Origin of the sequence: Diaphorobacter sp. HDW4B, assembly GCF_011305535.1 — a bacterium.
In the GTDB taxonomy this organism is placed as follows: Bacteria; Pseudomonadota; Gammaproteobacteria; order Burkholderiales; family Burkholderiaceae_C; genus Diaphorobacter_A.
In genome coordinates this window covers 689116-712881 of sequence record NZ_CP049905.1, presented here as the reverse complement: position 1 = coordinate 712881, position 23766 = coordinate 689116, and the positions used below count along the sequence as shown (strand labels likewise).

Below are 23766 nucleotides of genomic sequence, written 5' to 3'. Positions count from 1 at the left end.
TTTTCCCTGCTATATATGAACTATCTCGATGACTGCTTGTCTATCTGTCGTGAACCTGCTTAGTTGATGGACAGTTGCACGCTCTTGTCGATCGGTGCCAGCTTGGAAAGCGTCAGCGTAAGCACGCCGTTTTCGAGCTTGGCCGTGCTGGCGCTGGTGTCGATGTCATCGGCCAGTTCCCAACTGCGGCGAAGGCTGCGGGGCGCGCCTTCGACGCTGGCCAGATGTACCTGCTTGCCTTCGATGCGGATCTGCAGTTGCTCGCGGGAGAGGCCGGGAACGTCCAATTGCAGCGTGACGACGCCATTGTCATCCTTGCTCACATGGACATTGTTGTCGGGTGCGGCATTCTGCACCGCAGTGTGCAGAAAACGTTGCAGGGCCTCATCGGAAACGCGAGGGATACCAAATGCTGCATGACGGCCAATAACGGGTGCGAAAATCATCTCTTGACTCCTGTGGGATTCAGAACATTTTTTGAACATGTCGCGCGCTTGTTGAGAAAATGGGTAGGAAGTCAGGCATTTCAAGAGCCGTGTCTGCCAAATTTTTTGTGATCGCTTTGTGCGAGACTGTTTTGTATGCTTCAACCACGTCTTTTCTTCTGGCTGGCTGCCAGTGTTGCAGTCGGCTCCGCCCTGTTGACCGGATGCACTTCGCTGCCCAGTTCCATGCCGGGACTGGATCGTCCAGCCGTGCCGTTCAGTCCCGCCGATTTCGACAACACGGGCATGTACACCCGCCATGTCAACGCGTCGCAGACCAAGACCTGCGAGGCGGCACGCCGTGCGCTGCTCAGTCAGGGTTATCTGGTGAACACGGCGACCGATGAACTGGTCACCGGCCGCAAATATTTTCAGCCGAACAACGAGATCCACTACCAGGTGGAGATGCGCGTCGTCTGCGCGCCCGAGGGCAAGAGCGACGAGAAGACCGCTGCTTACGCGAGCGCGCTGCAGGACCGCTATGTGATCAAGAAGATCAACAACTCCGCATCGCTGGGCGTGGGGGCCATCGGTTCGGTGTCGCTGCCGGTGAGTGCGACCGAGGACACGCTGGTCAAGGTGGGCAGCGAGACGGTGTCCGATCCGCGTTTCTACGAGCTGTTCTTCCAGTTGTTCGATCGTTATGTGCCGGTGGCTTCCAAGACCGCGCCGTCGCCGGAATCTGAATCGCAGGCCCGCGCCATCATGGATGTGCAGGCGGATGCGGGCGTCAAACCTTACACACCGACCAAGTCCGAAGCGCCGGTGACCGTGGAGACCGCACCCATTGTGGCGCCCAAGGCTTTGCCGATTCAGGAGCAGCCGTTGCCTGAGCCCGTGCAAGCGGAAAAGCCATCGATCGAAGCGCCTGCCAAGGTGGAATGAACACAGCCACATGATGAACAAGAAAATCACATCCCGCCGCGCGGCCCTGAAAACAGCCGGAACCCTTGCGCTTGGCGCAAGCCTTGTTCCGCTCGCCATGACATCCGCGTGGGCGGCTGGCGGCGCGAATGCTGCTCCGCTCAAGCTCGCTATGGTGGAGAGCATGTCCGGCCCATTCGCCAACACGGGCGAGGCGGTGCTGCGCAACATCGCCTGGGCGGTGGAGCGCGTGAATGCGCGCGATGGCACGAAGCTGCAATTGCAGCGCTACGATAGCAAGGGGCAGAACGAAGAAGCGCTGTCGGCATTGCGTGCGGCCATTGACGATGGTGCGCGTGTGATCCTGCAAGGCAATTCGTCGGCCACGGCGTCGGCGCTGATCGATGCGATCAACAAGCACAACGAGCGCGAGCCGGACAAGCGTGTGCTGTTCCTGAACTACTCGGCGGTCGAGCCTTCGCTCACCAACGAGAAATGCAGCTTCTGGCATTTCCGTTTCGATGCGCACGCCAATATGCGCATTGCCGCGCTGATGGATGTGATCCGCGAGGACAAGGCGCTCAAGGGCGTGTACCTGATCGGGCAGGACTACAGCTTCGGTCAGGCCGTGCTGCGCGAAGCGCGCGAGCAGTTGGCTGCGCAACGCCCGGACGTGAAGGTGCTGGCGCAGGAGCTGCACCCCATGGGCCGCGTGAAGGACTTCGCGCCTTATGCCGTGAAGATCAAGGCCAGCGGCGCGCAGGCGGTCATCACGGGCAACTGGGGCAACGATCTGACGCTGCTGGTGAAGGCCGCGCGCGATGTCGGTTATGAAGGCATGTTCTACACCTTCTACGGCAACGCGCTGGGCGCACCTGCGGCGCTGGGCGATGCGGGCGTGGGCAAGGTGATTGCCGTGGCCGACTGGCTGCCCAATGTGCAGACCGCCGAAAGCGAGGCGTTCTACAAGTCCTTCCGCACGCGCTTTCCCAAGCCGCAGGACGACTATGTTCACATGCGCATGCAGCTCATGATCGAGGCGCTGGCGCAGGCCGTTGAGCGCGCGCAGACCTCCACCGACGTCGTCGCGATTGCGCGCAAACTGGAAACGGCTGACGTGAAGCTGTTCGGTCAGCGCGGGCGCATGCGTGCGGCGGATCACCAGTTCCAGCAGAACCTGGTCGTCGGCATGATGGAAAAAGTTGGATCGCCTGGTGTCAAGTTCGATGTCGAAGGATCGGGCTACGGCTTCCGCGTGATCCGCGAGATTCCTGCGGAAAAGGCGGAACAGCCCACGACCTGCAAGATGGTGCGACCCGCCTGATCGCGCTCAGCGCGATTGCGCGATGGCGTGGCCCAATTCGGTCACGGCCATGGCGTAGTAACGCGACGGGTTGTAGCGGGTGAGGGTTTGAAGATTGCCGGTCGCCGCAACCCACATCGACGCCCGGTTGCCATCTTCGAATTCGACCAGTGCGAGGCGCAGATCGTCCGTAGTTGCCAACTGAGGACTGGCCTGCAACTCAATGCCCAGCTTGCTCAACGCGACCACGCTGTGCGTTGGGGTCAAGCCGCTGGTGGTCAGTGATGAGAGGGCGCTCTCCGCTGCATTGATGACGACCGGGTAGTACACCGGCAACCCCGCCATCCAGCCGCGGCCTTGCAGATAGTGGGCTACGGAGCCGATGGCATCGTCAGCGTTCCACAGATCGACTTTTCCGTCCCCGTTGAAATCCACGCCATGCTCGGCCCAACTCGATGGCATGAATTGCGGCACGCCCATGTCGCCCGCATAACTGCCGCGCAGTTCGCGTGGATCGGTGCCGTTCTGATGTGTGAGCCGGAGAAACTGCTCCAGCTCGTTGATGAAATACGCGGAGCGTTCAGCAGCGCGTGGATGCGTTTGCGGAAAATCCACGGCCAAAGTGGTGAGGGCATCCAGCACGCGGATCTTGCCGGTCTGCTGGCCCCAGAGAGTTTCCATGCCGAGGATGCCGACGATGATGCTGGCGGGCACACCGAATTGCGCCTGTGCGCGCTGCAATGCGTCCTGATGCTCGTTCCAGAAACGCACGCCCGCGCGGATGCGTTGGGGCTCGACGAATCTCGCTTTGTAAGCTGTCCAGTTCTTCTTCGCGCTGGTTCTGGTGGGTGGCAGCACGAGCTTTCTGATCGGCTCGATCAAGCGCGCTGAGCCGATGATCTGGCGCGTCCATTTTGGATCAAGCCCTGCCTGCGCCGCGATGCGATCCGCGAGCTGCATGGCGCGTGGATTGGTGGCGTAGAGCTTGGGCGTCGATGATGAGGATGCTGATGCGGCCTGAGCCGCGCCCGACGAGGCGAGCCACGCCGGCATTCTTTTGATCAGCGCGGTGCCCAGCACGACCGTGCCTGCAAGCACGACGACCGCGCTGGTGATGGCCGCTTGCTGCAGACGCACGTTCGCTCGTCAGTTCGCGTTGGCCATTGGCCATTGCAATTGCCGCAACTCGCGTTGAAGGTCTGCCAGTGCCGCATCGGGATGCGGCGCATAGCGGGCTTGCTCGACACGCAGCAGCCATTGCAGGAGCGGGGCTGCGCTGGCATCGCTCCATTGCGCACGGATGTTGCTGGCCATCGCGCGTGGCGGCAGATGCGCGGGAAGATCCAGACCGCGCTTGGTTTTGAGCTGCTGGCGCACGTGGTTCATCATGCGTTGCCATGGGTCCTGGTGGCTCTTTTCCCAGTAAGACCAGGCCACGCCGATCAAGGCCGCAGCTGCGGCGATCAGGCCCAGCAATCGCGCGAGGTCTTGCCAGGTGGGAGCTTCCATGCCGAGCGAGCGCAGCAGATTCAACTGGCGCTCCTGTGTGTAGTTCAGCACCCACTGGTTCCAGCGGTTGTTGACCGCTTCCCAGGCAGCGCGCATCTGCATCAGCATGGTGGGACTGATCACATTGTCCATGGCGGATTCGAATGCACCGCGTGGGGCTTGCAGACGACGATACTCGCCGATGCGCGAGGGCATCACCGCGCCAGTGGGGTCGACGCGAACCCAGCCTTTGCCTTCGATCCACACCTCGGTCCATGCATGCGCGTCGGCCTGGCGAACGGTCCAGTAGCCGTCGAAGCCGTTGATGTCTCCGCCCTGGTAGCCGGTGACGACGCGCGCAGGAATGTCGAGCGCGCGCATTAGTACGGCAAAGGCCGAGGCAATGTGTTCGCAGAATCCTTCCTTGCGATCGAACCAGAATTCGTCGGCCGAATGCGTGCCGTAGATGCCGGGGTCGAGCGTGTACGTGTAGCCTTGGGTGCGTAGACGATTCAAGGCGGCGTTCACGAAGGCCATGTTGTCTTTGCCTTGCAATTGCGGGTCGGCGCGCATCTCGTTGGCCAACGCCAAAGTGCGTGGGTTGAAGCCGCGAGGCAGTTGAACAAAAGGCTTGAGTTCGCGGGTGCGTTCCAGCGGGCCGCTTTGGAAGTCGATATGACTTTGTGCCGTGTAGCGCATCACGCTTTGCGGCGGGCGATTGATGACCCATTGCAGGGCCGGTGTCATGCGTGCGCGGAACCCTTCGGGTAGCTGGGGAGCTTGTTCAGCCGCATCCAACAGCAGCAGCCACTGGCGCTGATTGGTTTCCAGCGTTACCTCGTATTTGAGCGGCTCCCCGCGTACCTGCAGTTGTGCGGACGAGGGCAGTGCACTGTTGTTGGCCTGCGCCTCGTAAGAGCCACCGGCAAACCACTGTTCACCGTTGAAGTAACTCATCACTGGGCCACGGAAATACAGAAAGCGCTGTTCGGGCGCGCGGCCTCCCGGCGTGTCGAACTTGATGCGCATGGCCACGCTTTCATCGAGCACCAGCGAAGCCATGTTGCCGATTTTCAGTTCATCCGACAGGCCGCTGCGCCCTCGCAAATCCTCCCCCGGCATCCCCCACAACGGCGCCATGCGCGGAAACAGCATGAACAGCACCAACATGATGGGTGCACCCAGCAGCGACATCCACGCCGCTGTGCGCATGCTCTGCATGAGCGGTGGCTTGCCGACCGGCATGTTGGAGTTGATGAGCGCGGTAAGCAGACCCAGCAAACCCAGCAGCATCACCATCGCGACCAGCAGCGATTGCGAGAAAAAGAAGTTCGCCAGCAGCGTGAAGAAGCCGAGAAAGAAGATCACCATTGCGTCGCGCCTGGCGCGCAACTCCAGCGTCTTGAGCACCAGCAGCATGATGATCAGCGTGACGCCTGCGTCGCGGCCGACGATGGTCTTGTGCGAGATGATGGTGAGCGCGACGGCCACCATCAGCAGACCTCCCTTGATCCAGCGATTGGGCAACGGGCGCTGGTTCCACGCAAGCCATGCGCGCCACAGCAGCAGGGCGTAGGCGAACGGCATGGTCCACGGCGGCACATGGGGTGTGAGCGGCGAGATCACCAGTGCGACGACGGCGAGCAGCCACAGCGTGTCTCGCGTTTCGCGCGGCAGGGAATTCAGGCGCTGGATCAGGTTGCCCGAAGCAGTGTTTGAAGAAGAGCGGGAGGCGGAAATGTTCAGCATAGCGCCAGAGCCTCCAGGCAGCGGTGGCGGTGCGCGGCGCCGGTGTCGGGGCCCAGCTCGCGACCGGGCAGGCGCAGGCCGTATTCGACGCCCAAACGGTCGGCCTGCAGCACCCATGCGGTCAGGCGCGAGATGCGGGCTTCGGGCGCTTGCAATCCGGTCGCTGCCATGTCCAGCCACAGTTCTTGCTGCTGCGATTGCTGTGCATCGCGGCTCACAAGTTCATCCGAACCTGCTGCGAATGATTTGGCGGCTTTTTTCCAGACCACCAGCTTGAGCGGGTCACCGCGCTGATAGGCGCGCACGCCGTCGAATTCACCGATGCCGCGCGTGGGTGCGTTGCCCGATCCATGCGAGCGCGCTTCGCCGGGGGGCAGTTGCGGTGCTGGCTTTTCGGGTTGCGGATAGACCAGCACTTGCGCGGCAGGACGCCAGATGGTCCAGACGCGAAAGGTGCCGAGTGGATAGCGGGTTTCTGCCTTGAGCGTAGGCACGTTGTGCAGACCACGACGCTCGGGTTTGAAGGCGATCTGCACGCTGGCCGAACCTGCGCCCGGCACATCGGTCCAGACCCAGTTGTCGTTGCCATAGACCGTCATGCCGATGGCGTGACGCGGTTGCTTGCGTGTGCTGTTGAGTTGGATTTCGAGCGTGCTGCCGGACCCGAGAAACTGCGGTGCAGGATCGAGCAGATGCAGTTGCAGACCGCGCAGCGTGGAGTGGCAAACGTAGATGCTCACCGCGACACAGCCCACCAGCAGAAAGGTCAGCAGATAGCCCAGATTGAGTTGAAAGTTGATCGAGCCGATGAGCAGCAACAGCAAGGTGAGCGCCAACATCCAGCCCGCGCCCGTCGGCACGATGTAGACATTGCGCTGCGTGAGCGTCTGCGTGTTGGTGCGCGGCAGGCGGCTGTTCCACCAGTTTTGCCAGCGTCGGCGGAGGGCGGCCACGGGGCCACGGCCGGACGTTGGCGTGGTGTTGTTTGCGGTCGCGGCCGTGCTCGAAGAGGGGCTGAAAGTCTGCATGCGCTGGTCAGTCCGATGTTCTCGATGAAGCCTCAGGGCAGGGGGGTTGCCTCGATCATCGCGCGCACCTGCTCGACCGCGCCGCGTCCCGCATCACCGACCGGAATCAGACGGTGGGCAACGGTCTGCGGCAGGATGGCCTGGACGTCGTCGGGGGCCACGTAGTCGCGCCCGCTGATCAGCGCCTGTGCCTTGGCCGCGCGCATGAGCGCAATGCCCGCGCGGGGCGACAGACCCTGCAGAAACCAGCGGCCGGAGCGCGTGGCGGTGATCAGGTCCTGCACATAGTTGAGCAGCGCGTCCGAGGCGTGGACCTTGAGCACTTCCTGCTGCAACTGCTCCAGTTCACCCTGCGACAACTGCGGCAGCAGGTGGTCGAGCATGTCGCGGCGGTCCGAGCCTGCGAGCAGCATGCGTTCGGCATGGCGGTCCGGGTAGCCGAGCGAGATGCGCATCAGAAAACGGTCGAGTTGCGATTCGGGCAGCGCAAAGGTTCCGAGCTGGTCGTGCGGATTCTGCGTGGCGATCACGAAGAACGGATGCGGCAGGGCGCGGGTTTCGCCCTCGACCGAGACTTGGCGCTCTTCCATGGCTTCGAGCAGCGCGCTTTGCGTCTTGGGGCTGGCACGGTTGATTTCGTCGGCCAGCAGCACCTGCGCGAACACCGGGCCGGGGTGAAAAATGAAGGCTTCCTTGCCGCGTTCGTAGATCGAGACGCCGGTCAGATCGCTGGGCATCAGGTCGGCGGTGAACTGCACGCGCGAAAAACGCAGGCCGAAGGTGCTGGCCAACGCATGTGCTAGCGTAGTTTTGCCGACGCCTGGTACGTCTTCGATCAACAAATGCCCACCTGCGAGCAGACATGCAACGCAGTCCTGTACCTGAGATTCCTTGCCGACGATCACCGTGTTAAGCTGATCCAGAAGCGATTTGATCTTTTGCTGTGCGTGCATGGCTTGACGTTATTCGAAAATTACAAGAGACATCTCAATGACTGTGAGCAAGACGGGACTATTCACACATCGCGACTGCTGGAAGCATGAAATGGGCCCCGGCCACCCCGAGTGTCCGGCGCGCCTCGATGCCATCGAAGACCGCCTGCTGGTGACCGGCGTGGCCGATGCGCTTGAGCGATACGAGGCTCCTCTGGCGTCCCTCTCCGACATAGAGCTTGCGCATGATCGCATGTATGTGGCCTCGGTGCGCGGAATGTCGGACCGGGTGGCCGAGGAACAACTCGCCGGAGGCCCGTCGTATCAGCAGATCGACACCGACACCTCCATGAATGCCCACACGTGGAATGCCGCTTTGCGCTCTGCTGGAGCGGCCATTGCGGCGACCGACGCGGTCATGTCGGGCGAGCTGGAAAACGCCTTCTGCAGCGTGCGCCCGCCAGGGCACCATGCCACGCGCGACAAGGCCATGGGCTTTTGTTTCTTCAACAACGTGGCGATCGGCGCCAAATACGTGCTTGACCGCTACCACCTCAAGCGTGTGGCGGTGGTGGATTTCGACGTGCACCACGGCAACGGCACGGAAGACATCCTCGCGGGCGACGAGCGCACGCTCATGGTCAGCATCTTCCAGCACCCGTTCTACCCCTACAGCGGCGACCACAATCCGGCCTCCAACATGGTCAACGTGCCGGTTCCGGCCTACACCAAGGGCATGGACATCCGCGAAATCGTCGAGATGATGTGGATTCCGCGCCTTGAAGCCTTCAAGCCCGAGATGATCTTCGTGAGCGCTGGCTTCGACGCCCACCGCGAGGACGACATGGGCCAGCTCGGAATGACCGAGCAGGACTACGCCTGGATCACCCAGCGCATCAAGGACGTGGCGCGGCGCTTCTCGAACAACCGCATCGTCTCCTGCCTCGAAGGCGGCTACATGATGGGCCCGCTCTCGCGCAGCGTCGAGGCGCATATCCGCGTGCTGGCCGATCTCTGAATTCAGTTTTCAGCATCGTCCTACGGCTGAACCGCTGATCGGTCAGCCCGGTTGTGTCAAGATCGTGTTCTCGTGCGGGTCAGCCGCACGGAACCCGAATCCTGAACAGCCATGACTTTTGACATCACCGATTTTTCCGAAGGCCCGCTGCGCGCCGAGCGCGATTCCCGTGGCGTGGTCACGCTGACGCTCGATGATCCCAAGCGCTTCAACGCCCTTGGGCACGAGATGCTGGCTGCGCTGCAGAAGGCATTCGGCGGCATCGCCAAGGACGAGTCGGTCCGCGTCGTGGTGCTCGCGGCCAACGGCAAGGCCTTCTGCGCCGGTCACAACCTCAAGGACATGGCCGCCAACCCCGAGCTGCCGTTCTATCAGGACCTGTTTGCCCAGTGCAGCCGCATGATGCTGTCCATCCACAAGCTGCCCGTGCCGGTGATCGCCAAGGTACATGGCATGGCGACGGCGGCGGGTTGCCAACTGGTCGCGCAGTGCGATCTGGCGGTGGCTACCGAGGATTCCAGCTTTGCCACCAGCGGCATTCAATACGGCCTGTTCTGCTCCACGCCCAGCGTGCCTCTGGTGCGCAATGTGCCGGCCAAGGTGGCCATGGAGATGCTGCTCACGGGCGACTTCATCGACGCAAAGTCGGCCTTGGAACAGGGGCTTGTGAACCGCGTGGCGAGTGCCGACCAGCTCGATGCCGAGGTCGAAAAGCTGGTCGCATCCATCGTCGCCAAGCCGCGCACCGCCGTGGCCATGGGCAAGGCGCTGGTCTATCAGCAGCGCGAAATGGGCCTCGAATCCGCCTACCAGTTGGCTGGACAGACCATGGCCGTCAACATGATGGACGTGGATGCGCAGGAGGGCGCACGCGCCTTTGTCGAGAAGCGCAAACCCGTGTGGCGCAACGCCTGATCAAGACCAATGCAAGGGACGCACAGCATGGAATGGCTTGATCGGTTGCAGCAGGAGTTTCAGGGCTCGCACGCCTGGCTCGAAGTCGCGGTGTTGCTGGGCTGTCTGGCGCTGGCATATGTCGTCAGCATGGTGCTGGTGCGCAAGCGCGGCCCCGATGCGCCGGAGTCGATCTGGTTCGGCCGCCGACCCACCAACGGCGTGATGTTTCCGCTCGCGGCGCTGGTGCTGGTGTACGCATCGCGGCTGGTGGTCGAGCAATTTCAGCCGATCTTTCTTTTGCGCGTGGCGGTGCCGATCTTCACCTCGCTGGTGCTGATCCGCTGGATTGCCCGCGTGCTCGCCGCCACCTTTCCGAATTCCAGTCTCGCGCGGCTGGTCGAGCGCATTTTCTCGTGGGTGGCCTGGGCGGTCGCGGTGCTGTGGATTCTGGGGCTGCTCCCCGGCGTCATGGCGGAGCTGGACGGCATTTCCCTCGCGTTCGGCAAGACCAAGCTGAGCCTGCTCACGCTGATTCAGGGCAGCCTGTCTGCCGCGCTGATGCTCGTGGCGGCGCTCTGGGCCTCGGCCACGTTCGAGCGCCGCGTGCTCGACGAAACCGTCACCGATCTGTCGATGCGCAAGGTGTTCGTCAACATGACGCGCGCTCTGCTGCTGCTCGTTGCACTGCTGTTCGCGCTGTCCGCCGTGGGTGTGGATCTGACGGCGCTGTCGGTCTTGGGCGGTGCGATGGGCGTGGGTCTGGGCTTCGGCATGCAGAAGCTCGCGGCCAACTATGTGAGCGGCTTCGTGATTCTGCTGGAGCGCTCGCTGCGCATCGGCGACAACGTGCGCGTCGATGGCTTCGAAGGCCGCATCACCGATATCAAGACCCGCTACACGCTGATCCGCGCGGGCAATGGCCGCGAGTCCATCGTGCCCAACGAAAGCATCATCACGCAGCGCGTAGAGAACCTGACCGACGCGGATCTGAAGTTCAACATCACCACCAACATCGGCGTGGGCTACGACAGCGACGTCGCGCAGGTCCAGCAGATTCTGGCCGACGCCGCCAAGGCGCAGGAGCGCGTGCTCAAGGCGCCCGAGCCGGTGGCCCATCTGGTGAACTTCGGGGCCGATGCCATCGAATTCAGCCTGAACTTCTGGATCAACGATCCGGGCGCAGGCACGGCCAACATCAAATCTCAAGTCAACATCGCGCTGCTCAAGGGGCTGCGCGAGGCAGGAATCGACATTCCGTATCCACAACGAGTACTGCATTTGGCGGATGCTGCAGGCGCTGTGGGTGCGGTACTTTCCAATTCACCTCAAAAGGGTGGGGCGGTGGCGGGGCCATCTCAGGAGTGAGTCCTTCACTGGACAGGCGCAGCAATGCGTCACGTTCGTGACTGGGAGAGTTTTTCTCAGAACTCATTCCGAAAGATATCTGCTACGATATTGGTCATAAAAGCACGACCGTTCTATTTTTAAAAAAACCGCTCATTCGAGATTCCAGTAGCCGCAGTTGCTGCGGTGCGGGATAGAATGATTTGGTTTACGTACACGTCAACTGAGCCAGTCAATAAACTTAAGGAGCCGCAGCAATGAAGGTATTGGTCCCTGTCAAACGCGTGGTGGACTACAACGTCAAGGTCCGAGTGAAGTCGGATGGAACGGGTGTGGACATCGCGAACGTGAAGATGTCGATGAACCCGTTTGACGAGATCGCCGTCGAAGAAGCAGTACGTCTGAAGGAAAAGGGCGTGGTCACGGAAGTGATCGCTGTTTCCTGCGGCGTGGCGCAGTGCCAGGAAACCCTGCGCACCGCGATGGCCATCGGCGCAGACCGTGGCATCCTGGTGGAAACGACGGAAGAGCTCCAACCTCTGGCCGTCGCCAAGCTGCTGAACGCACTGGTCGCCAAGGAGCAACCGGGCCTGATCATCCTCGGCAAGCAAGCCATCGATGACGACTCCAACCAGACCGGCCAGATGCTGGCTGCATTGGCCGACCTGCCACAGGCGACCTATGCGTCGAAGGTGGAAGTCGCGGGCGACAAAGTCACCGTGGCGCGTGAAGTGGACGGCGGCATGGAAACTCTGTCGCTGAGCACTCCAGCCGTCATCACGACTGACCTGCGCCTGAACGAGCCACGTTATGTGACTCTGCCGAACATCATGAAGGCCAAGAAGAAGCAGCTCGACGTCGTCAAGCCTGAAGACTTGGGCGTCGATGTGACCCCGCGCCTGAAGACCCTGAAGGTCGTCGAGCCCGCCAAGCGCGGCGCTGGCGTGAAGGTGCCGGATGTCGCCGCACTGGTCGACAAGCTGAAGAACGAAGCCAAAGTGATCTAAAGATAAGGAGAACAACAATGACCGCACTCGTTATTGCAGAACACGACAACGCTTCGATCAAGTCCGCCACTTTGAACGCAGTGACTGCTGCCAAGGCTACTGGTGGTGATGTGCACGTTCTGGTCGCAGGTGAAAACGCTGGCGCAGCCGCTGCTGCAGCCGCTCAGATCGCTGGTGTCTCCAAAGTCATCCATGCTGACGGCGCGAGCCTGAAGGATGGTCTGGCCGAGAACGTCGCCGCTCAAGTTCTGGCCATCGCCAGCAACTACAGCCACCTCCTGTTCCCCGCGACTGCTTCCGGCAAGAACGTGGCTCCACGCGTGGCTGCCAAGCTGGACGTGGCACAGATCAGCGACATCACCAAGGTGGTGTCCGCTGACACGTTCGAGCGCCCGATCTACGCTGGCAACGCCATCGCTACCGTGCAATCGACCGATGGCATCAAGGTCATCACCGTGCGTGGTACAGGCTTTGACGCTGCTGCTGCAACTGGTGGCTCCGCTGCTGTGGAAGCCGTGGCTGCCGTCGCCGATTCCGGCAAGAGCGCCTTCGTTGGCCGCGAAGTCACGAAGAACGACCGCCCTGAACTGACCGCAGCCAAGATCATCGTCTCCGGTGGTCGTGCTCTGGGTTCGGCAGAAAAGTTCACCGAAGTGATGACGCCCCTGGCCGATAAGCTGGGTGCCGCCATCGGCGCAAGCCGCGCTGCAGTGGACGCAGGCTACGCCCCGAACGACCTGCAAGTCGGCCAGACCGGCAAGATCGTCGCACCTCAGCTGTACATCGCAGCGGGCATCTCCGGCGCGATCCAGCACTTGGCCGGCATGAAGGACTCCAAGGTGATCGTCGCGATCAACAAGGACGAAGAAGCGCCGATTTTCTCGGTGGCTGATTACGGCCTCGTGGCAGACCTGTTCGTGGCTGTGCCTGAGCTGGTCAAGGCCCTGTAAGCCGATAGCGCTACAAAACGGGGCATCGCGTGCGATGCCCTTTTTTTCGCCAGTTTTTGCAATTTATTAGTCGAGACCCACCATGAGCTACGTCGCCCCTCTGAAGGACATGCTGTTTGACATCGAGCACCTTGCCAACATCGAGCAAGTGGCAAAGATCCCCGGTTTTGAAGATGCAGGTCTCGAAACCGCGCAAGCCGTTCTGGAGGAATGCGCCAAGCTCTGCGAAGGCGTGGTGGCTCCACTGAACGTGGCTGGCGACCTGAATCCTTCCTCGTGGAAGGACGGCGTGGTCACCTCCACTCCCGGCTTCAAGGACGCCTTCAAGCAATACGCGGAAGGTGGCTGGCAAGGTTTGCAGCACCCGGTTGATTTTGGTGGCCAAGGCCTGCCAAAGACCATCGGTGCGGCCTGCATCGAAATGCTCAACAGCGCCAACCTGAGCTTTGCGCTGTGCCCGCTGCTCACCGACGGTGCGATCGAAGCGCTGCTCACTGCAGGCAGCGACGAGCTCAAGGCGACCTATCTCGAAAAGCTCGTGACCGGCGAGTGGACCGGCACGATGAACCTGACCGAGCCGCAAGCCGGTTCCGATCTGGCGCTGGTTCGCACCAAGGCCGATCCACAGCCGGACGGCAGCTACAAGGTGTTCGGCACCAAGATTTTCATCACCTACGGCGAGCACGACATGGTGGACAACATCGTCCATCTGGTGCTGGCTCGCGTGGCTGGTGCGCCCGAAGGCGTGAAGGGCATCAGCCTGTTCGTCGTGCCCAAGTTCATGGTCAACAAGGACGGCTCGCTGGGCGATCGCAACGACGTGCATTGCGTCTCCATCGAGCACAAGATGGGCATCAAGGCATCGCCGACTGCCGTGCTGCAATTCGGCGACAACGGCGGTGCCATCGGCTATCTGGTCGGTGAAGAAAACCGTGGCCTCGAGTACATGTTCATCATGATGAACGCGGCTCGCTATTCGGTGGGCGTGCAGGGCATCGCCGTGGCCGATCGCGCCTACCAGAAGGCTGTGGCCTACGCCAAGGACCGCGTGCAAAGCCGTCCGGTGGATGGCAGCGTGAAGGGCAGCGCCACCATCATTCATCATCCCGACGTGCGCCGCATGCTCATGACCATGCGCGCCTACGTCGAAGGCTGCCGTGCCATGGCGCTGACGGGCGCGGCCGCATTCGATGCCGCACACCATCATGCCGATGCGCAAGTGCGTGCCGACAACGCCACGTTCTACGAATTCCTCGTGCCGCTCATCAAGGGCTACAGCACCGAGATGAGCCTGGAAGTCACCAGCCTTGGCGTGCAAGTGCATGGCGGCATGGGCTTCATCGAAGAAACGGGTGCCGCGCAGTACTACCGCGACGCCAAGATTCTCACGATCTACGAAGGCACGACCGCCATTCAGGCGAACGACCTCGTGGGCCGCAAGACCACGCGTGACGGCGGCGCATCCGCCAAGGCCATCGCCGCGCAGATCGAAAAGACCGAGGTAGAACTCATCGCCAACGGCAGCGACAACGCCAAGTCCGTGGCCGCTCGCTTGGCTGCTGCGCGCAAGGCATTCCTCGACGTGGTGGACTACATGGCTGGTGCCGCCAAGACATCGCCCAACGATGTGTACGCAGGCAGCGTGCCTTACCTGATGCTCGCGGGCAACCTCGTCGCAGGCTGGCAGCTCGCACGCGCGCTGCTGGTGGCGCAAGACCTGTCCGCCAAGGGCGAAGACAAGCAGTTCATGGATGCCAAGATCGCCACCGCGCGTTTCTACGCCGATCACATTCTGGTGAAAGCGTCCGCTCTGCGCGAATCCATCGTCGATGGAGCTTCCTCCGTGATGGCGTTGCCACAGGACGCGTTCTGATCGCACATTGATCGTGCCACTGTCGCCGATGCGCTTGGGTGATCAAGCCATCGGTGTCAGCATTCTCTCTTCCACAACAAACAAATCTCAGGAGACTCTCGCCATGTCCAAGCTGCCACCCGTGCTGCAAAAGCTTGCGCTGCCCGTGATCGGATCGCCCCTGTTCATCATCAGCAATCCCAAGTTGGTGATCGAGCAGTGCAAGGCGGGCATCGTCGGCTCCATGCCGGCGCTCAATGCGCGCCCCGCAGAGCAGCTCGATGACTGGCTGGCCGAGATCACCGAGACGCTGGCCGCGTGGGACAAAGCGCATCCTGATCAGCCTTCCGCGCCGTTCGCCATCAACCAGATCGTCCACAAGAGCAACGACCGCCTCGAGCACGACCTGCAACTGTGTGCCAAATACAAGGTGCCGCTCGTGATCACCAGTCTCGGCGCGCGCGAAGACGTGAATCAGGCCGTGCACAGTTGGGGCGGCGTGGTGATGCACGACATCATCAACAACAAGTTTGCGCACAAGGCCATCGAGAAAGGTGCCGATGGCCTGATCGCTGTGGCTGCCGGCGCGGGCGGACACGCTGGCGTGAAGAGCCCGTTCGCGCTGATCCAGGAAATTCGCCAATGGTTCGATGGCCCGGTCGCGCTCTCGGGCTCCATCTCCACCGGTGGTGCCGTGCTGGCCGCACAAGCCATGGGCGCAGACTTTGCCTACATCGGTTCGGCCTTCATCGCCACCAACGAGGCGCGTGCGTCCGATGAGTACAAGCAGGCGATCGTCGATGGCAACTCCGACGACATCATCTACAGCAACCTGTTCACCGGCGTGCACGGCAACTACCTCGCCGCCAGCATCCGCGCCGCGGGCCTCGATCCGGAAAATCTGCCCGAGTCCGACCCCAGCAAAATGAACTTCGGAGGCGGTGGCGCAGCCAAGGCGTGGAAGGACATCTGGGGCAGTGGCCAGGGCATTGGTGCCGTCAACCAGATCGGCAGCGCCGCAGACTACATCGCCCGCTTGAAGCGCGAGTACGCGGAAGCCCGCGCGCGCTTGGCGCTCTGAGACGCAAGCCGATTCCGGGTTTTGTGGGGCGCCTTCGGGCGCCCTTTGTTTTGGGCGTGGCTTGTGTTGATATTGGTAAGGAAGTAAGATTTCCTTGAATTCATGAGTTTCTGGAGACTTCCATGCTTGCCAAACTGACCTCAAAAAACCAGATCACCCTGCCCAAGGCTGTTGTGTCGAAGGTAGATGCCGCAGAGTATTTCGAAGTCGCGGTTGAAAACGGACGAATCGTGTTGACCCCCGTGCGCGTACAGCAAGCACAGGCCGTTCGCGACAAGCTGCAGCAACTCGGTATTTCGGATCAGGATGTGGAAGTCGCAATCTCTTGGGCGCGTCAGTGATGGCCCCAGTCCTGCGCGTCGTACTGGACACCAATGTAGTTCTGTCGGCACTGCTGTTCACCTCCGGAAAGCTGGCCTGGATACGCCGCGCGTGGCAGTTCCAGCAATTGCAGCCGCTGGTTTGCAGAGAATCGGTCAGCGAGCTGCTTCGCGTGCTGGCATATCCCAAGTTCAGGTTGTCGAGCCAGGACCAGCAGGCTTTATTGGAGGACTTTTTGCCATACACCGATGTGGTCGAGTTGCCTCAGCCTTGGCCCGAATTGCCACTTTGCCGCGATGCGAAGGATCAAATGTTCATCGTGCTCGCAAGCGTCGGCAAAGCGGATGCTCTTGTCACTGGTGACGGCGACATTCTTGCAATGCGCGAAGCGTTGCCTGGTTTGATCGCGACACCTGAAGAGTTTGCTGCACGCCTTGCAGTTTGATTTGTGAATGGCCGAGCGTTGCTTGTTGGGTCGAGCGATGAGCCAATCTGCGCTTTGCTCGAACTGCATCTTCAAGCCGCTTTCAGCTCACCAGCACGGAGCGCCTTCGGGCGCTCTTCCTTTATGGGCAGATTCACGAAAGCCGCCAGCAGCGCCAGCGCCGCATCGGCCCACCACATCCAGTCATAGTTGCCGGTGGCCACCACCGCAATGCCGCCCAGCCACGCGCCCAGAAAACCGCCGACCTGGTGGCTCAGCAGCGTCAGGCCGAACAGCGTCGCCAGATAGCGCGGGCCGAACAGTTTGGTGGTGATGCCCGCTGTCGGCGGCACCGTCGCAAGCCATGTGGAGCCCAGCACCACGGCGAAGATGTAGAAGGTCATCGGCTCTTTGGGCGCAAGCATGAAGATCACGATCGCCACGGCGCGCGAGAGATACATCCAGAACAGGATCATCTTCATCCGCACATGTGCGCCCAGCGCACCCACCGCCAGACTGCCCACTACATTCGCCAGTCCAATGATGGCCAGCGATGTGGACGCCACGTTTGCGCTCAGGCCGCACAGATCCACCTCACCCGGCATGTGCGTGACCAGAAACGCGATGTGAAATCCGCAGGTGAAAAACCCGGCATGCAGACACCAGTAGCTCTTGTCGCGCAACGCAATCTTCAGTTGCTGGCGAAGTGTGAGCGAGTCGCCAGGCGTCGCATTCTGAGCCGTTGACGGAGCACGCGGTTTGCCGCGCAGCCACCATGCGAGCGGTGCCGTGGTGAGTGCCACGACCGCCATCATCCACATGGCCTGCATCCAGCCAAACGCCGACATCACCGCCTGATTGAGTGGCGCGAAAATGAACTGGCCCATGCTCCCGCCCGCGTTGATCACGCCTCCCGCCAGCGAGCGCTGTTGCGGTGCAATGCGCTGCGCCGTCGCACCGATCAGGATGGAGAAACTCCCCGCGCCAGCGCCCGCAGCGCTCAGAATGCCAAGCGCAAAAATCAGGCCCCATTCACTCGTCACCTGCGTGGTGAGCGCACTGCCAGCGGCCAGCAAGAATGCGCCCAGCACGATCACGCGGCCCGGCCCCCAGCGGTCGGCCACCGCGCCAAAAATCGGCTGGATCGCACCCCAGACCAACTGCGCAATCGCCATGGCAAAACTGATCTTGGCAATGCCCAGACCGGTCTGCGTGTTGATCGGCGAAAGAAACAAACCCAGCGATTGGCGCGACCCCATGGTGATCATGAGAATCAGCGCGGCGACCAGCACCAGCGTCCACGAAGTCGTGACGGCGGCGGGGTTGGAGGTGCTTGAAGTGGATGCGGAGGAGGGCTGCTTCATGGGGTGACTCCTCGGATCGAGCGGAACGACATGACCAGTTGGGGCAATACCCCTTGTGAAAAGCTGTATTGTTCAAAAATGGGGCTGGGGTGACAAACGATATAAATTGCTTTATGGAATAGAATTTCTACTCCATGACCGCTCCGCTTCCGCTCAAATCCCTCGTCGTCTTCGATGCTGCCATGCGCCACAAAAGCTTCACGCTGGCCGCGCAGGAGTTGAACGTCACGCCCGGAGCTGTCGGCCAGCAAATCCAGAAACTCGAAGAGTGGCTGGGTGCGCCGCTGTTTGTGCGCAGCATCCGTCAGGTGGCTCCCACCGCCGATGCGCAGGCCTACTGGGCTAGCATCCAGCCCGCGCTGTCGCGTATCCAGCAGGCCAGCGACCAACTTCGCCTGAGCCAAAGCAACGAGGTCTGGCTCTCCATGCCGCCCACGTTGGCCGCCAAATGGTTTGCCCCGCGCATGGCCGCGTTTCTCACGCTGCACCCGGAAGTTTCTCTGCACCTTGGCGCAACCACCGACCTCACCAACTTTGACCGCGACCGCGCCGATCTGGCCATCCGCCACTTCCACGGAAACGACCCGCAGCTCCAGGTCGATCTGCTCTATACCGACGAGGCGCGCCTGTACTGCACGCCGGCCTACGCCAAGCGCATCAAGCTGAAATCTCCCGACGATCTCGTGCGCTCCACCTTGCTCAACACCACCATCCTGCCGCATTGGGACGAGTGGCTTGCGGGCTTCAGCCGTCTTGGACCAACGCAGATCGCCAGCATCACGCGTCAGCACTTTGACCAGTCCGCGCTCGCCATCGAAAGTGCTCGACACAGCCAGGGCGTGGTGCTCAGCAGCGCGATTCTGGTGGAGGCAGAACTGCGTGACGGCACGCTGGTGGAGCCGTTCGAGACCATGCGGCTGCCCGTGAACAAGGCCTACTACCTCGTGCATCACAAGCAAGCGAATCTGCGGCCTGCGGCGCGTGCCTTGAGGGAATGGCTGCTGACCGTGGCAGGGGCGGAGCGGGGCACCATCAAAGCACGGGGCAAGCAGGTGTTGTGAATGCCTACTCCTGTGTGAAGGTACGCAGCACAAAACGATGCCCCTGATGGTGACTCGACCAAAAGACTGAGCTTTTTGTGCATGCAAAGCCTGCCGCGCTGACGCCAAAGCGGGCCGAAGCCTAAGATGGTCCACACTGATGCAGTCGGCCAAAAGCAGGAAGAGCCTGCCCGCTACTCCACCCCAAGTAGCCCCTCCGGCCCCGCCTTGAGCCCCTATCTCCGCCCAAGCCGGGCACCGTCTCTCGCTCTTTCGCATCAACCCCGTTTTTTCATTTGATTGATACACGCAGCCGGTATCGCGCATCGATGCCGCTGTCGGGTCATTGCTTTTTGGTCTGGTTCTTTCTGTGCTCGCCTTCATCACCCGGCTGTTCCCCCTGTGGGCGGCCTTGATGTCTGTAGTTGCCTACAGCGTCCCCTCGCTTTTTCTCGGTTTCAAACCCCACATCGCGCAACTGCTCATGCTGATCATGTTCGCCATGGGCGTCACCCTGCGCGTGAGCGACTTCAGCCGCGTGCTGCAACGTCCCGCGCCCATCGCTGCAGGGCTTTTTCTGCATTACCTCATCATGCCGCTGGCCGCATGGCTGATCGCCAAGGCGCTCAACATGTCGCCGGAACTCACTGCCGGCATGGTGCTGGTGGGCAGCGTTGCGAGTGGAACTTCGTCGAACGTGATGATCTTTCTGGCCAAGGGTGATGTGGCGCTGTCCGTCACCATCAGCGCGCTTTCCACGCTGGTCGGCATCGTGGCAACGCCGCTGCTGGCGCGCCTGTACATCTCCGCAGACATCGACGTGCCCGTCAGCGCCTTGTTGATGGAGATCGCCCAGATCGTCGTGCTGCCCATTGGATTGGGGCTGCTGCTCAACCATTTCTGGCACGCGCAGATCAAGCGCATCGAGCGCGTATTGCCCATCGTGTCGATGGTGTCCATCCTGCTCGTTCTGGCCACCGTGGTGGCCCTGAGCCGCGACCGCATCGCCACCGTCGGAGGCGTGGTGATCATCGGTGTGATCGCCCACAACCTGATCGGCTATCTGGGCGGTTACTGGGGTGGTCGCCTGCTGGGCTTCGACAAATCCGTCTGCCGCACGCTGGCGATCGAAGTGGGCATGCAGAACTCCGGGCTTGCAGCCAGCTTGGGTGCCAAGTTCTTCACGCCGATGGCGGCACTGCCGGGAGCCATTTTCTCGGTCTGGCACAACATCTCGGGCTCTCTGCTCGCGGGTTACTGGTCGAGTCGCCCTACGGGCACTGCCAACGACCATGTGAAGCGGGAAGACGTTTCGCTGCATTGAGGATGCGGGCCCACACCGAGGGCCCAGTAAACCAAATTGCACTTCGGCGCGTTGAATGGGGTACCGGCGTTGGAAGCGTCGGTGCCCATGTATTTGGTGGCGTCTTTACAAAGACATTGTCGGATACACGGGGCAAGAGAGACAAAGCCTTTCTTTCGCCGCCTGCAGAATCTGATCAAAGAGCGCAAAATCTCGCCTTTGCCGGGTTGGCAGTGCATCCGTCCAGCCGGAACCGAATACATACAACACATAAAAAATGTCTTCCGCAAAGCGCAATGCAAGCATCGACTGCATCAAGGGCTTGGCCTGTGCCGCCATCGTCTGGCATCATCTGGCGTTCTACGGCCCCATGTCCGATGTGGCCCAACCCCTTCTTCCCCACACCATCGAATGGCTGAGCGAATACGCTCGCATGGCCGTTCAGATCTTTCTGGTGCTCGGCGGCTATCTGGCCGCAGCCAGTCTGGCGCCCAAGGGTCTCGCCAAGTTCGACAACGCGCCCGAGCAGATCAGCAAACGTTTCATCCGCCTGGTGGTTCCTTACGCGGTGGCGTTGATCGTGGCGGTGCTGCTGTCCGATCTGGTGCGCTCCATCATGGACCACCCCTCGGTTCCCGGCGAGCCCACCATTCCGCAGTTGATCGCAAATGCCTTTTTGCTGCAGGACATCGTGGGTGAAGAGGCGCTGTCGGCCGGCGTCTGGTATGTCGCCATCGACTTCCAGTTGTTCGTGATGTCGGTGCTGCTGTTTGCCTCCATGCGCACGCTCAAGCTCTCCGATCAGACCCGCGCTCGCGTCACGAAGGCGTTCGTGATTGCAGGTGTGTGTGCGTCGCTGCTGTATGCCAATCGCGTGTCCGACTGGGACATGTGGGGCATTTATTTCTGGGGTGCTTACGGCCTTGGAATGATGGCTTTCTGGGGCACGCGTTCCAAGCGCTGGGCGCTGTGGTTCATGCTGATCGGCGTGATTGGCTGCCTGTCGCTGTGGCTGGAATTCCGTGGCCGTATCGCCGTGGCGATGACGGCGGCGCTGCTGCTCATGCTGCTCATGCGCCCCGCGCGTGAAGACGGCACCACGCACGCGCAACTGCTGTTTGGCAAGCTCGCCAAGCCCTTCGATCCAATCACCTCGCGCCTGCAAAGTCTGGGGCGCATCTCGTACTCGGTGTTTCTGATCCACTTCTCGATCTGCCTGTTGGTGAATGCCGTCGTGTCCGAGTGGGTGCCCGACTATCCCATCCTGCATCTGCTGGGCATGGTGGCCGCGTTCGCGCTGTCGGTGCTGGCAGGGCGTTTTCTGTATCTGAAGGTCGAGCAGCATGTGCCGACCTGGTCCACCGCACTGCGTTGGCAACTGAGCTTGATCGGTGCCGGTGGTGGTGTGGCGCTGGCCAGTCACTGGATCGGCTGAGTCAGTCGCTTTCAGTTTCCCCAAACAAAAAAACCGCAGTTCATCGAGCTGCGGTTTTTGCTTTTGGGCGCGGAGAAAAGCGCCGATCAGCGATGCAGTTCGCCAGCGCTTTCGGGCTGATACACGATCTGCTTGACGCGCACGGTCATCGGCTTGCCGCCGGGGCTGGGCCATGCCAGCTCGTCGTCAATCGACAGGCCCAGCAGCGCGCTGCCGACGGGTGCGAGGATGGAGATCTTGTCGGCGCTGCCGTCCATGTCGCGTGGGTAGACGAGACTGAGCACGAACTCCTTGCCGGTTTCGGCAATCGCGAATTGCACGGTGGAGTTCATCGTGACCACGTTCGGTGGCATTTCTTCGGGCGCAACGATGTCGGCGCGATCGATCTCGGCCTGCAGGCTTTCCTTGCCCGAAAAGGCGCTCGATGGAATCGCGGCGAGCAATGCTTCGATGCGGTCCACGTCGAGCGAGGACAGCGTGATGGGTGGTTTGGTGGTGACCATGACAGAGCCTCCTGTAGTCAGCAGTCTGAAGACGAAAAAGGTTTCAACTCTATCCGCTATTGCGCGAAAACCGCCAATGTCGCACGGCAGCGGATGGTCAACTGGTTGACTATTCGGTTTCTCTCGGAGCGATTTGAGAACGAATAGGCCCGAATCGAACCAACCCTGCCAGCAACAAGCCCAATTCCTTGAAATTGCGCGGCAGGGGCGATAAATTACTGGATAAATACACAGTAATTTATTAACCATGAACCACCCAGCGCGCAAACCCGAGCAAGCCATCAAAGGGCGAGGCATTGCCACGCAGGTGGTGCATCGCTTCTCCAAAGTGCACACACGCGATCTGGAAGACGACGTCTGGTGGAGCGATGAAGACACCACTGAATCCGCGTCTGCGCCCGTCACGCAGGTGATTCTGGAGGAGGCTCGCAGCGCGTTGTCGAGCAACGATTCGCCCGACATCTTTTTCGAACAATCGATCAACCCATATCGTGGCTGCGAACACGGCTGTGTCTATTGTTATGCGCGTCCCACGCACAGCTATCTGAATCTCTCGCCGGGGCTGGACTTTGAAACTAGGATCATCGCCAAACGCAACATCGCCGAGGTGCTGCGCAAGGAACTGGCCTCGCCCTCGCATCGTCCATCCATCGTCAACATCGGCTCGGCCACGGACTGTTATCAGCCGGTCGAGCGCGAGTTGAAGCTCACGCGCGGCGTGATCGAGGTGATGCGCGATGCGCGGCATCCGTTCTCGCTGATCACCAAATCCAGCGGCGTGGAACGCGATCTGGATCTGCTCTCCGAACTCGCCAAAGACAAGCTCGTGGCGGCTTACGTGACCATCACCACGCTCGATCCCCAACTCGCCAGAATTCTGGAGCCACGCGCGGCAGCGCCGTATCGCCGCCTGCGCACGATTCGCGCCTTGGCAGAAGCGGGTGTGCCGGTGGGTGTGAGCGTTGCGCCGCAGATTCCGTTCATCAACGAAGACATGGAGCAAGTGCTGGTTGCGGCGAAAGATGCGGGTGCGAAGGCGGCGTTCTACACCGTGCTGCGTCTGCCTTGGGAGCTCAACGACATCATGCGCGAATGGCTGCAGCAGCACTACCCGGACCGTGCGGCGCGCGTGCTGGCACGCGTGCAGGACCTGCATGGCGTGAATGATGCAGCGCGCGCAGCAGGGCGCAGCTACGACAGCGATTTTGTGTCGCGCATGAAAGGCTCGGGCGTGTGGGCCGACATGCTGCGGCAGCGGTTCAACAAGACCTGCGAAAAGCTCGGACTGAACCGCGAGAGAACCGAGCTGGATCTCTCGCAGTACAGATCATCCTTGGCCAAAGGGCAGGGCGTTCTGTTCTGACAGTTGGGCTGGAGT

22 protein-coding genes are annotated in these 23766 nt (G+C 61.3%); 15 read left to right on the top strand and 7 right to left on the bottom strand.

Features of this window, described 5'->3' with window-relative positions; translation table 11 throughout:
• Nucleotides 1-59: 59 nt before the first annotated feature.
• Nucleotides 60-446 (bottom strand): Hsp20/alpha crystallin family protein, encoded by a 387-nt coding sequence (locus G7048_RS03330; protein WP_166066787.1) that lies wholly within the window; start codon nucleotides 444-446, stop codon nucleotides 60-62.
• A gap of 135 nt (nucleotides 447-581) precedes the next feature.
• Here G7048_RS03330 and G7048_RS03325 point away from each other — a divergent pair, with 135 nt between their 5' ends.
• Both G7048_RS03325 and G7048_RS03320 read left to right on the top strand, forming a co-directional pair.
• Nucleotides 582-1370 (top strand): DUF2242 domain-containing protein, encoded by a 789-nt coding sequence (locus G7048_RS03325; RefSeq protein ID WP_166066786.1) that lies wholly within the window; start codon nucleotides 582-584, stop codon nucleotides 1368-1370.
• A 13-nt stretch (nucleotides 1371-1383) separates the two neighbouring features.
• Nucleotides 1384-2673: a branched-chain amino acid ABC transporter substrate-binding protein gene (locus tag G7048_RS03320; RefSeq protein WP_166070768.1), complete on the top strand. Its 1290-nt coding sequence runs from the start codon at nucleotides 1384-1386 to the stop codon at nucleotides 2671-2673.
• Nucleotides 2674-2679: 6 nt separating this feature from the next.
• On the opposite strand, the gene mltB is transcribed toward G7048_RS03320, so the two are convergent.
• From mltB to G7048_RS03300, 4 genes are read right to left on the bottom strand one after another with little or no spacing between them, the layout of a single operon-like run.
• Nucleotides 2680-3789, bottom strand: coding sequence for a lytic murein transglycosylase B (mltB, locus tag G7048_RS03315; protein ID WP_240933145.1), 1110 nt, complete (start codon nucleotides 3787-3789; stop codon nucleotides 2680-2682).
• A 9-nt stretch (nucleotides 3790-3798) separates the two neighbouring features.
• Nucleotides 3799-5889 (bottom strand): DUF3488 and transglutaminase-like domain-containing protein, encoded by a 2091-nt coding sequence (locus G7048_RS03310; protein ID WP_166066785.1) that lies wholly within the window; start codon nucleotides 5887-5889, stop codon nucleotides 3799-3801.
• On the bottom strand, nucleotides 5883-6917 hold the full coding sequence (locus tag G7048_RS03305; protein WP_166066784.1) for a DUF58 domain-containing protein: 1035 nt from the start codon (nucleotides 6915-6917) through the stop codon (nucleotides 5883-5885). The genes G7048_RS03310 and G7048_RS03305 overlap by 7 nt, the downstream gene beginning before the upstream one ends.
• 32 nt (nucleotides 6918-6949) lie before the next feature.
• Nucleotides 6950-7870 carry a MoxR family ATPase gene (locus tag G7048_RS03300; RefSeq protein ID WP_166066783.1) on the bottom strand — a complete coding sequence of 307 codons (921 nt, stop codon included), beginning with the start codon at nucleotides 7868-7870 and terminating at the stop codon, nucleotides 6950-6952.
• Between the two features lie 37 nt (nucleotides 7871-7907).
• On the opposite strand from G7048_RS03300, the gene G7048_RS03295 reads away from it, so the two are divergent.
• The 9 genes from G7048_RS03295 (at nucleotide 7908) to G7048_RS03255 (ending at nucleotide 16764) form a co-directional block, all read left to right on the top strand.
• The gene (locus tag G7048_RS03295) at nucleotides 7908-8867 is read left to right on the top strand and encodes a histone deacetylase family protein (protein WP_166066782.1); all 960 of its coding nucleotides are present in this window, start codon (nucleotides 7908-7910) and stop codon (nucleotides 8865-8867) included.
• Between the two features lie 111 nt (nucleotides 8868-8978).
• Complete coding sequence (locus G7048_RS03290) at nucleotides 8979-9782, top strand: enoyl-CoA hydratase (RefSeq protein ID WP_166066781.1); 804 nt, start codon at nucleotides 8979-8981, stop codon at nucleotides 9780-9782.
• 27 nt (nucleotides 9783-9809) lie between these two features.
• The gene (locus G7048_RS03285; protein ID WP_166066779.1) at nucleotides 9810-11129 is read left to right on the top strand and encodes a mechanosensitive ion channel family protein; all 1320 of its coding nucleotides are present in this window, start codon (nucleotides 9810-9812) and stop codon (nucleotides 11127-11129) included.
• Nucleotides 11130-11365: 236 nt separating this feature from the next.
• Nucleotides 11366-12115: an electron transfer flavoprotein subunit beta/FixA family protein gene (locus tag G7048_RS03280; protein WP_166066778.1), complete on the top strand. Its 750-nt coding sequence runs from the start codon at nucleotides 11366-11368 to the stop codon at nucleotides 12113-12115.
• Nucleotides 12116-12132: 17 nt separating this feature from the next.
• On the top strand, nucleotides 12133-13065 hold the full coding sequence (locus G7048_RS03275) for an electron transfer flavoprotein subunit alpha/FixB family protein (protein ID WP_166066777.1): 933 nt from the start codon (nucleotides 12133-12135) through the stop codon (nucleotides 13063-13065).
• Nucleotides 13066-13147: 82 nt separating this feature from the next.
• Nucleotides 13148-14938: an acyl-CoA dehydrogenase gene (locus G7048_RS03270; RefSeq protein WP_166066776.1), complete on the top strand. Its 1791-nt coding sequence runs from the start codon at nucleotides 13148-13150 to the stop codon at nucleotides 14936-14938.
• A gap of 103 nt (nucleotides 14939-15041) precedes the next feature.
• Nucleotides 15042-15998, top strand: coding sequence for a nitronate monooxygenase family protein (locus tag G7048_RS03265; RefSeq protein ID WP_166066775.1), 957 nt, complete (start codon nucleotides 15042-15044; stop codon nucleotides 15996-15998).
• A gap of 122 nt (nucleotides 15999-16120) precedes the next feature.
• Nucleotides 16121-16339, top strand: coding sequence for an AbrB/MazE/SpoVT family DNA-binding domain-containing protein (locus G7048_RS03260; protein ID WP_166066774.1), 219 nt, complete (start codon nucleotides 16121-16123; stop codon nucleotides 16337-16339).
• Nucleotides 16339-16764, top strand: a complete 426-nt coding sequence (locus G7048_RS03255) for a putative toxin-antitoxin system toxin component, PIN family (RefSeq protein ID WP_166066773.1) — start codon at nucleotides 16339-16341, stop codon at nucleotides 16762-16764. The genes G7048_RS03260 and G7048_RS03255 overlap by 1 nt, the downstream gene beginning before the upstream one ends.
• 71 nt (nucleotides 16765-16835) lie before the next feature.
• Here the strand turns inward: G7048_RS03255 and G7048_RS03250 are convergent, their stop codons facing one another.
• The gene (locus G7048_RS03250; protein WP_166066772.1) at nucleotides 16836-18107 is read right to left on the bottom strand and encodes an MFS transporter; all 1272 of its coding nucleotides are present in this window, start codon (nucleotides 18105-18107) and stop codon (nucleotides 16836-16838) included.
• Between the two features lie 134 nt (nucleotides 18108-18241).
• On the opposite strand from G7048_RS03250, the gene G7048_RS03245 reads away from it, so the two are divergent.
• From G7048_RS03245 to G7048_RS03235, 3 genes are all read left to right on the top strand, one after another.
• Nucleotides 18242-19168, top strand: coding sequence for a LysR substrate-binding domain-containing protein (locus G7048_RS03245; protein WP_166066771.1), 927 nt, complete (start codon nucleotides 18242-18244; stop codon nucleotides 19166-19168).
• Between the two features lie 349 nt (nucleotides 19169-19517).
• The gene (locus tag G7048_RS03240) at nucleotides 19518-20471 is read left to right on the top strand and encodes a bile acid:sodium symporter family protein (protein WP_166066770.1); all 954 of its coding nucleotides are present in this window, start codon (nucleotides 19518-19520) and stop codon (nucleotides 20469-20471) included.
• Between the two features lie 256 nt (nucleotides 20472-20727).
• Complete coding sequence (locus tag G7048_RS03235) at nucleotides 20728-21885, top strand: acyltransferase (RefSeq protein WP_166066769.1); 1158 nt, start codon at nucleotides 20728-20730, stop codon at nucleotides 21883-21885.
• An 86-nt stretch (nucleotides 21886-21971) separates the two neighbouring features.
• Here G7048_RS03235 and rnk read toward each other — a convergent pair whose 3' ends face one another.
• The gene (gene rnk, locus G7048_RS03230) at nucleotides 21972-22388 is read right to left on the bottom strand and encodes a nucleoside diphosphate kinase regulator (protein ID WP_166066768.1); all 417 of its coding nucleotides are present in this window, start codon (nucleotides 22386-22388) and stop codon (nucleotides 21972-21974) included.
• A gap of 247 nt (nucleotides 22389-22635) precedes the next feature.
• Between rnk and G7048_RS03225 the strand changes: the two genes are divergently transcribed.
• Nucleotides 22636-23751, top strand: a complete 1116-nt coding sequence (locus tag G7048_RS03225) for a PA0069 family radical SAM protein (RefSeq protein ID WP_166066767.1) — start codon at nucleotides 22636-22638, stop codon at nucleotides 23749-23751.
• Nucleotides 23752-23766: the final 15 nt, after the last annotated feature.

Bases quoted from the DNA above. Each gene is read 5' to 3' on its own strand.
- G7048_RS03330 (WP_166066787.1), bottom strand. From the start codon at position 446: ATGATTTTCGCACCCGTTATTGGCCGTCATGCAGCATTTGGTATCCCT.
- G7048_RS03325 (WP_166066786.1), top strand. From the start codon at position 582: ATGCTTCAACCACGTCTTTTCTTCTGGCTGGCTGCCAGTGTTGCAGTC.
- G7048_RS03320 (WP_166070768.1), top strand. From the start codon at position 1,384: ATGAACAAGAAAATCACATCCCGCCGCGCGGCCCTGAAAACAGCCGGA.
- G7048_RS03310 (WP_166066785.1), bottom strand. From the start codon at position 5,889: ATGCTGAACATTTCCGCCTCCCGCTCTTCTTCAAACACTGCTTCGGGC.
- G7048_RS03305 (WP_166066784.1), bottom strand. From the start codon at position 6,917: ATGCAGACTTTCAGCCCCTCTTCGAGCACGGCCGCGACCGCAAACAAC.
- G7048_RS03300 (WP_166066783.1), bottom strand. From the start codon at position 7,870: ATGCACGCACAGCAAAAGATCAAATCGCTTCTGGATCAGCTTAACACG.
- G7048_RS03295 (WP_166066782.1), top strand. From the start codon at position 7,908: ATGACTGTGAGCAAGACGGGACTATTCACACATCGCGACTGCTGGAAG.
- G7048_RS03290 (WP_166066781.1), top strand. From the start codon at position 8,979: ATGACTTTTGACATCACCGATTTTTCCGAAGGCCCGCTGCGCGCCGAG.
- G7048_RS03285 (WP_166066779.1), top strand. From the start codon at position 9,810: ATGGAATGGCTTGATCGGTTGCAGCAGGAGTTTCAGGGCTCGCACGCC.
- G7048_RS03280 (WP_166066778.1), top strand. From the start codon at position 11,366: ATGAAGGTATTGGTCCCTGTCAAACGCGTGGTGGACTACAACGTCAAG.
- G7048_RS03275 (WP_166066777.1), top strand. From the start codon at position 12,133: ATGACCGCACTCGTTATTGCAGAACACGACAACGCTTCGATCAAGTCC.
- G7048_RS03270 (WP_166066776.1), top strand. From the start codon at position 13,148: ATGAGCTACGTCGCCCCTCTGAAGGACATGCTGTTTGACATCGAGCAC.
- G7048_RS03265 (WP_166066775.1), top strand. From the start codon at position 15,042: ATGTCCAAGCTGCCACCCGTGCTGCAAAAGCTTGCGCTGCCCGTGATC.
- G7048_RS03260 (WP_166066774.1), top strand. From the start codon at position 16,121: ATGCTTGCCAAACTGACCTCAAAAAACCAGATCACCCTGCCCAAGGCT.
- G7048_RS03255 (WP_166066773.1), top strand. From the start codon at position 16,339: ATGGCCCCAGTCCTGCGCGTCGTACTGGACACCAATGTAGTTCTGTCG.
- G7048_RS03250 (WP_166066772.1), bottom strand. From the start codon at position 18,107: ATGAAGCAGCCCTCCTCCGCATCCACTTCAAGCACCTCCAACCCCGCC.
- G7048_RS03245 (WP_166066771.1), top strand. From the start codon at position 18,242: ATGACCGCTCCGCTTCCGCTCAAATCCCTCGTCGTCTTCGATGCTGCC.
- G7048_RS03235 (WP_166066769.1), top strand. From the start codon at position 20,728: ATGTCTTCCGCAAAGCGCAATGCAAGCATCGACTGCATCAAGGGCTTG.
- rnk (WP_166066768.1), bottom strand. From the start codon at position 22,388: ATGGTCACCACCAAACCACCCATCACGCTGTCCTCGCTCGACGTGGAC.
- G7048_RS03225 (WP_166066767.1), top strand. From the start codon at position 22,636: ATGAACCACCCAGCGCGCAAACCCGAGCAAGCCATCAAAGGGCGAGGC.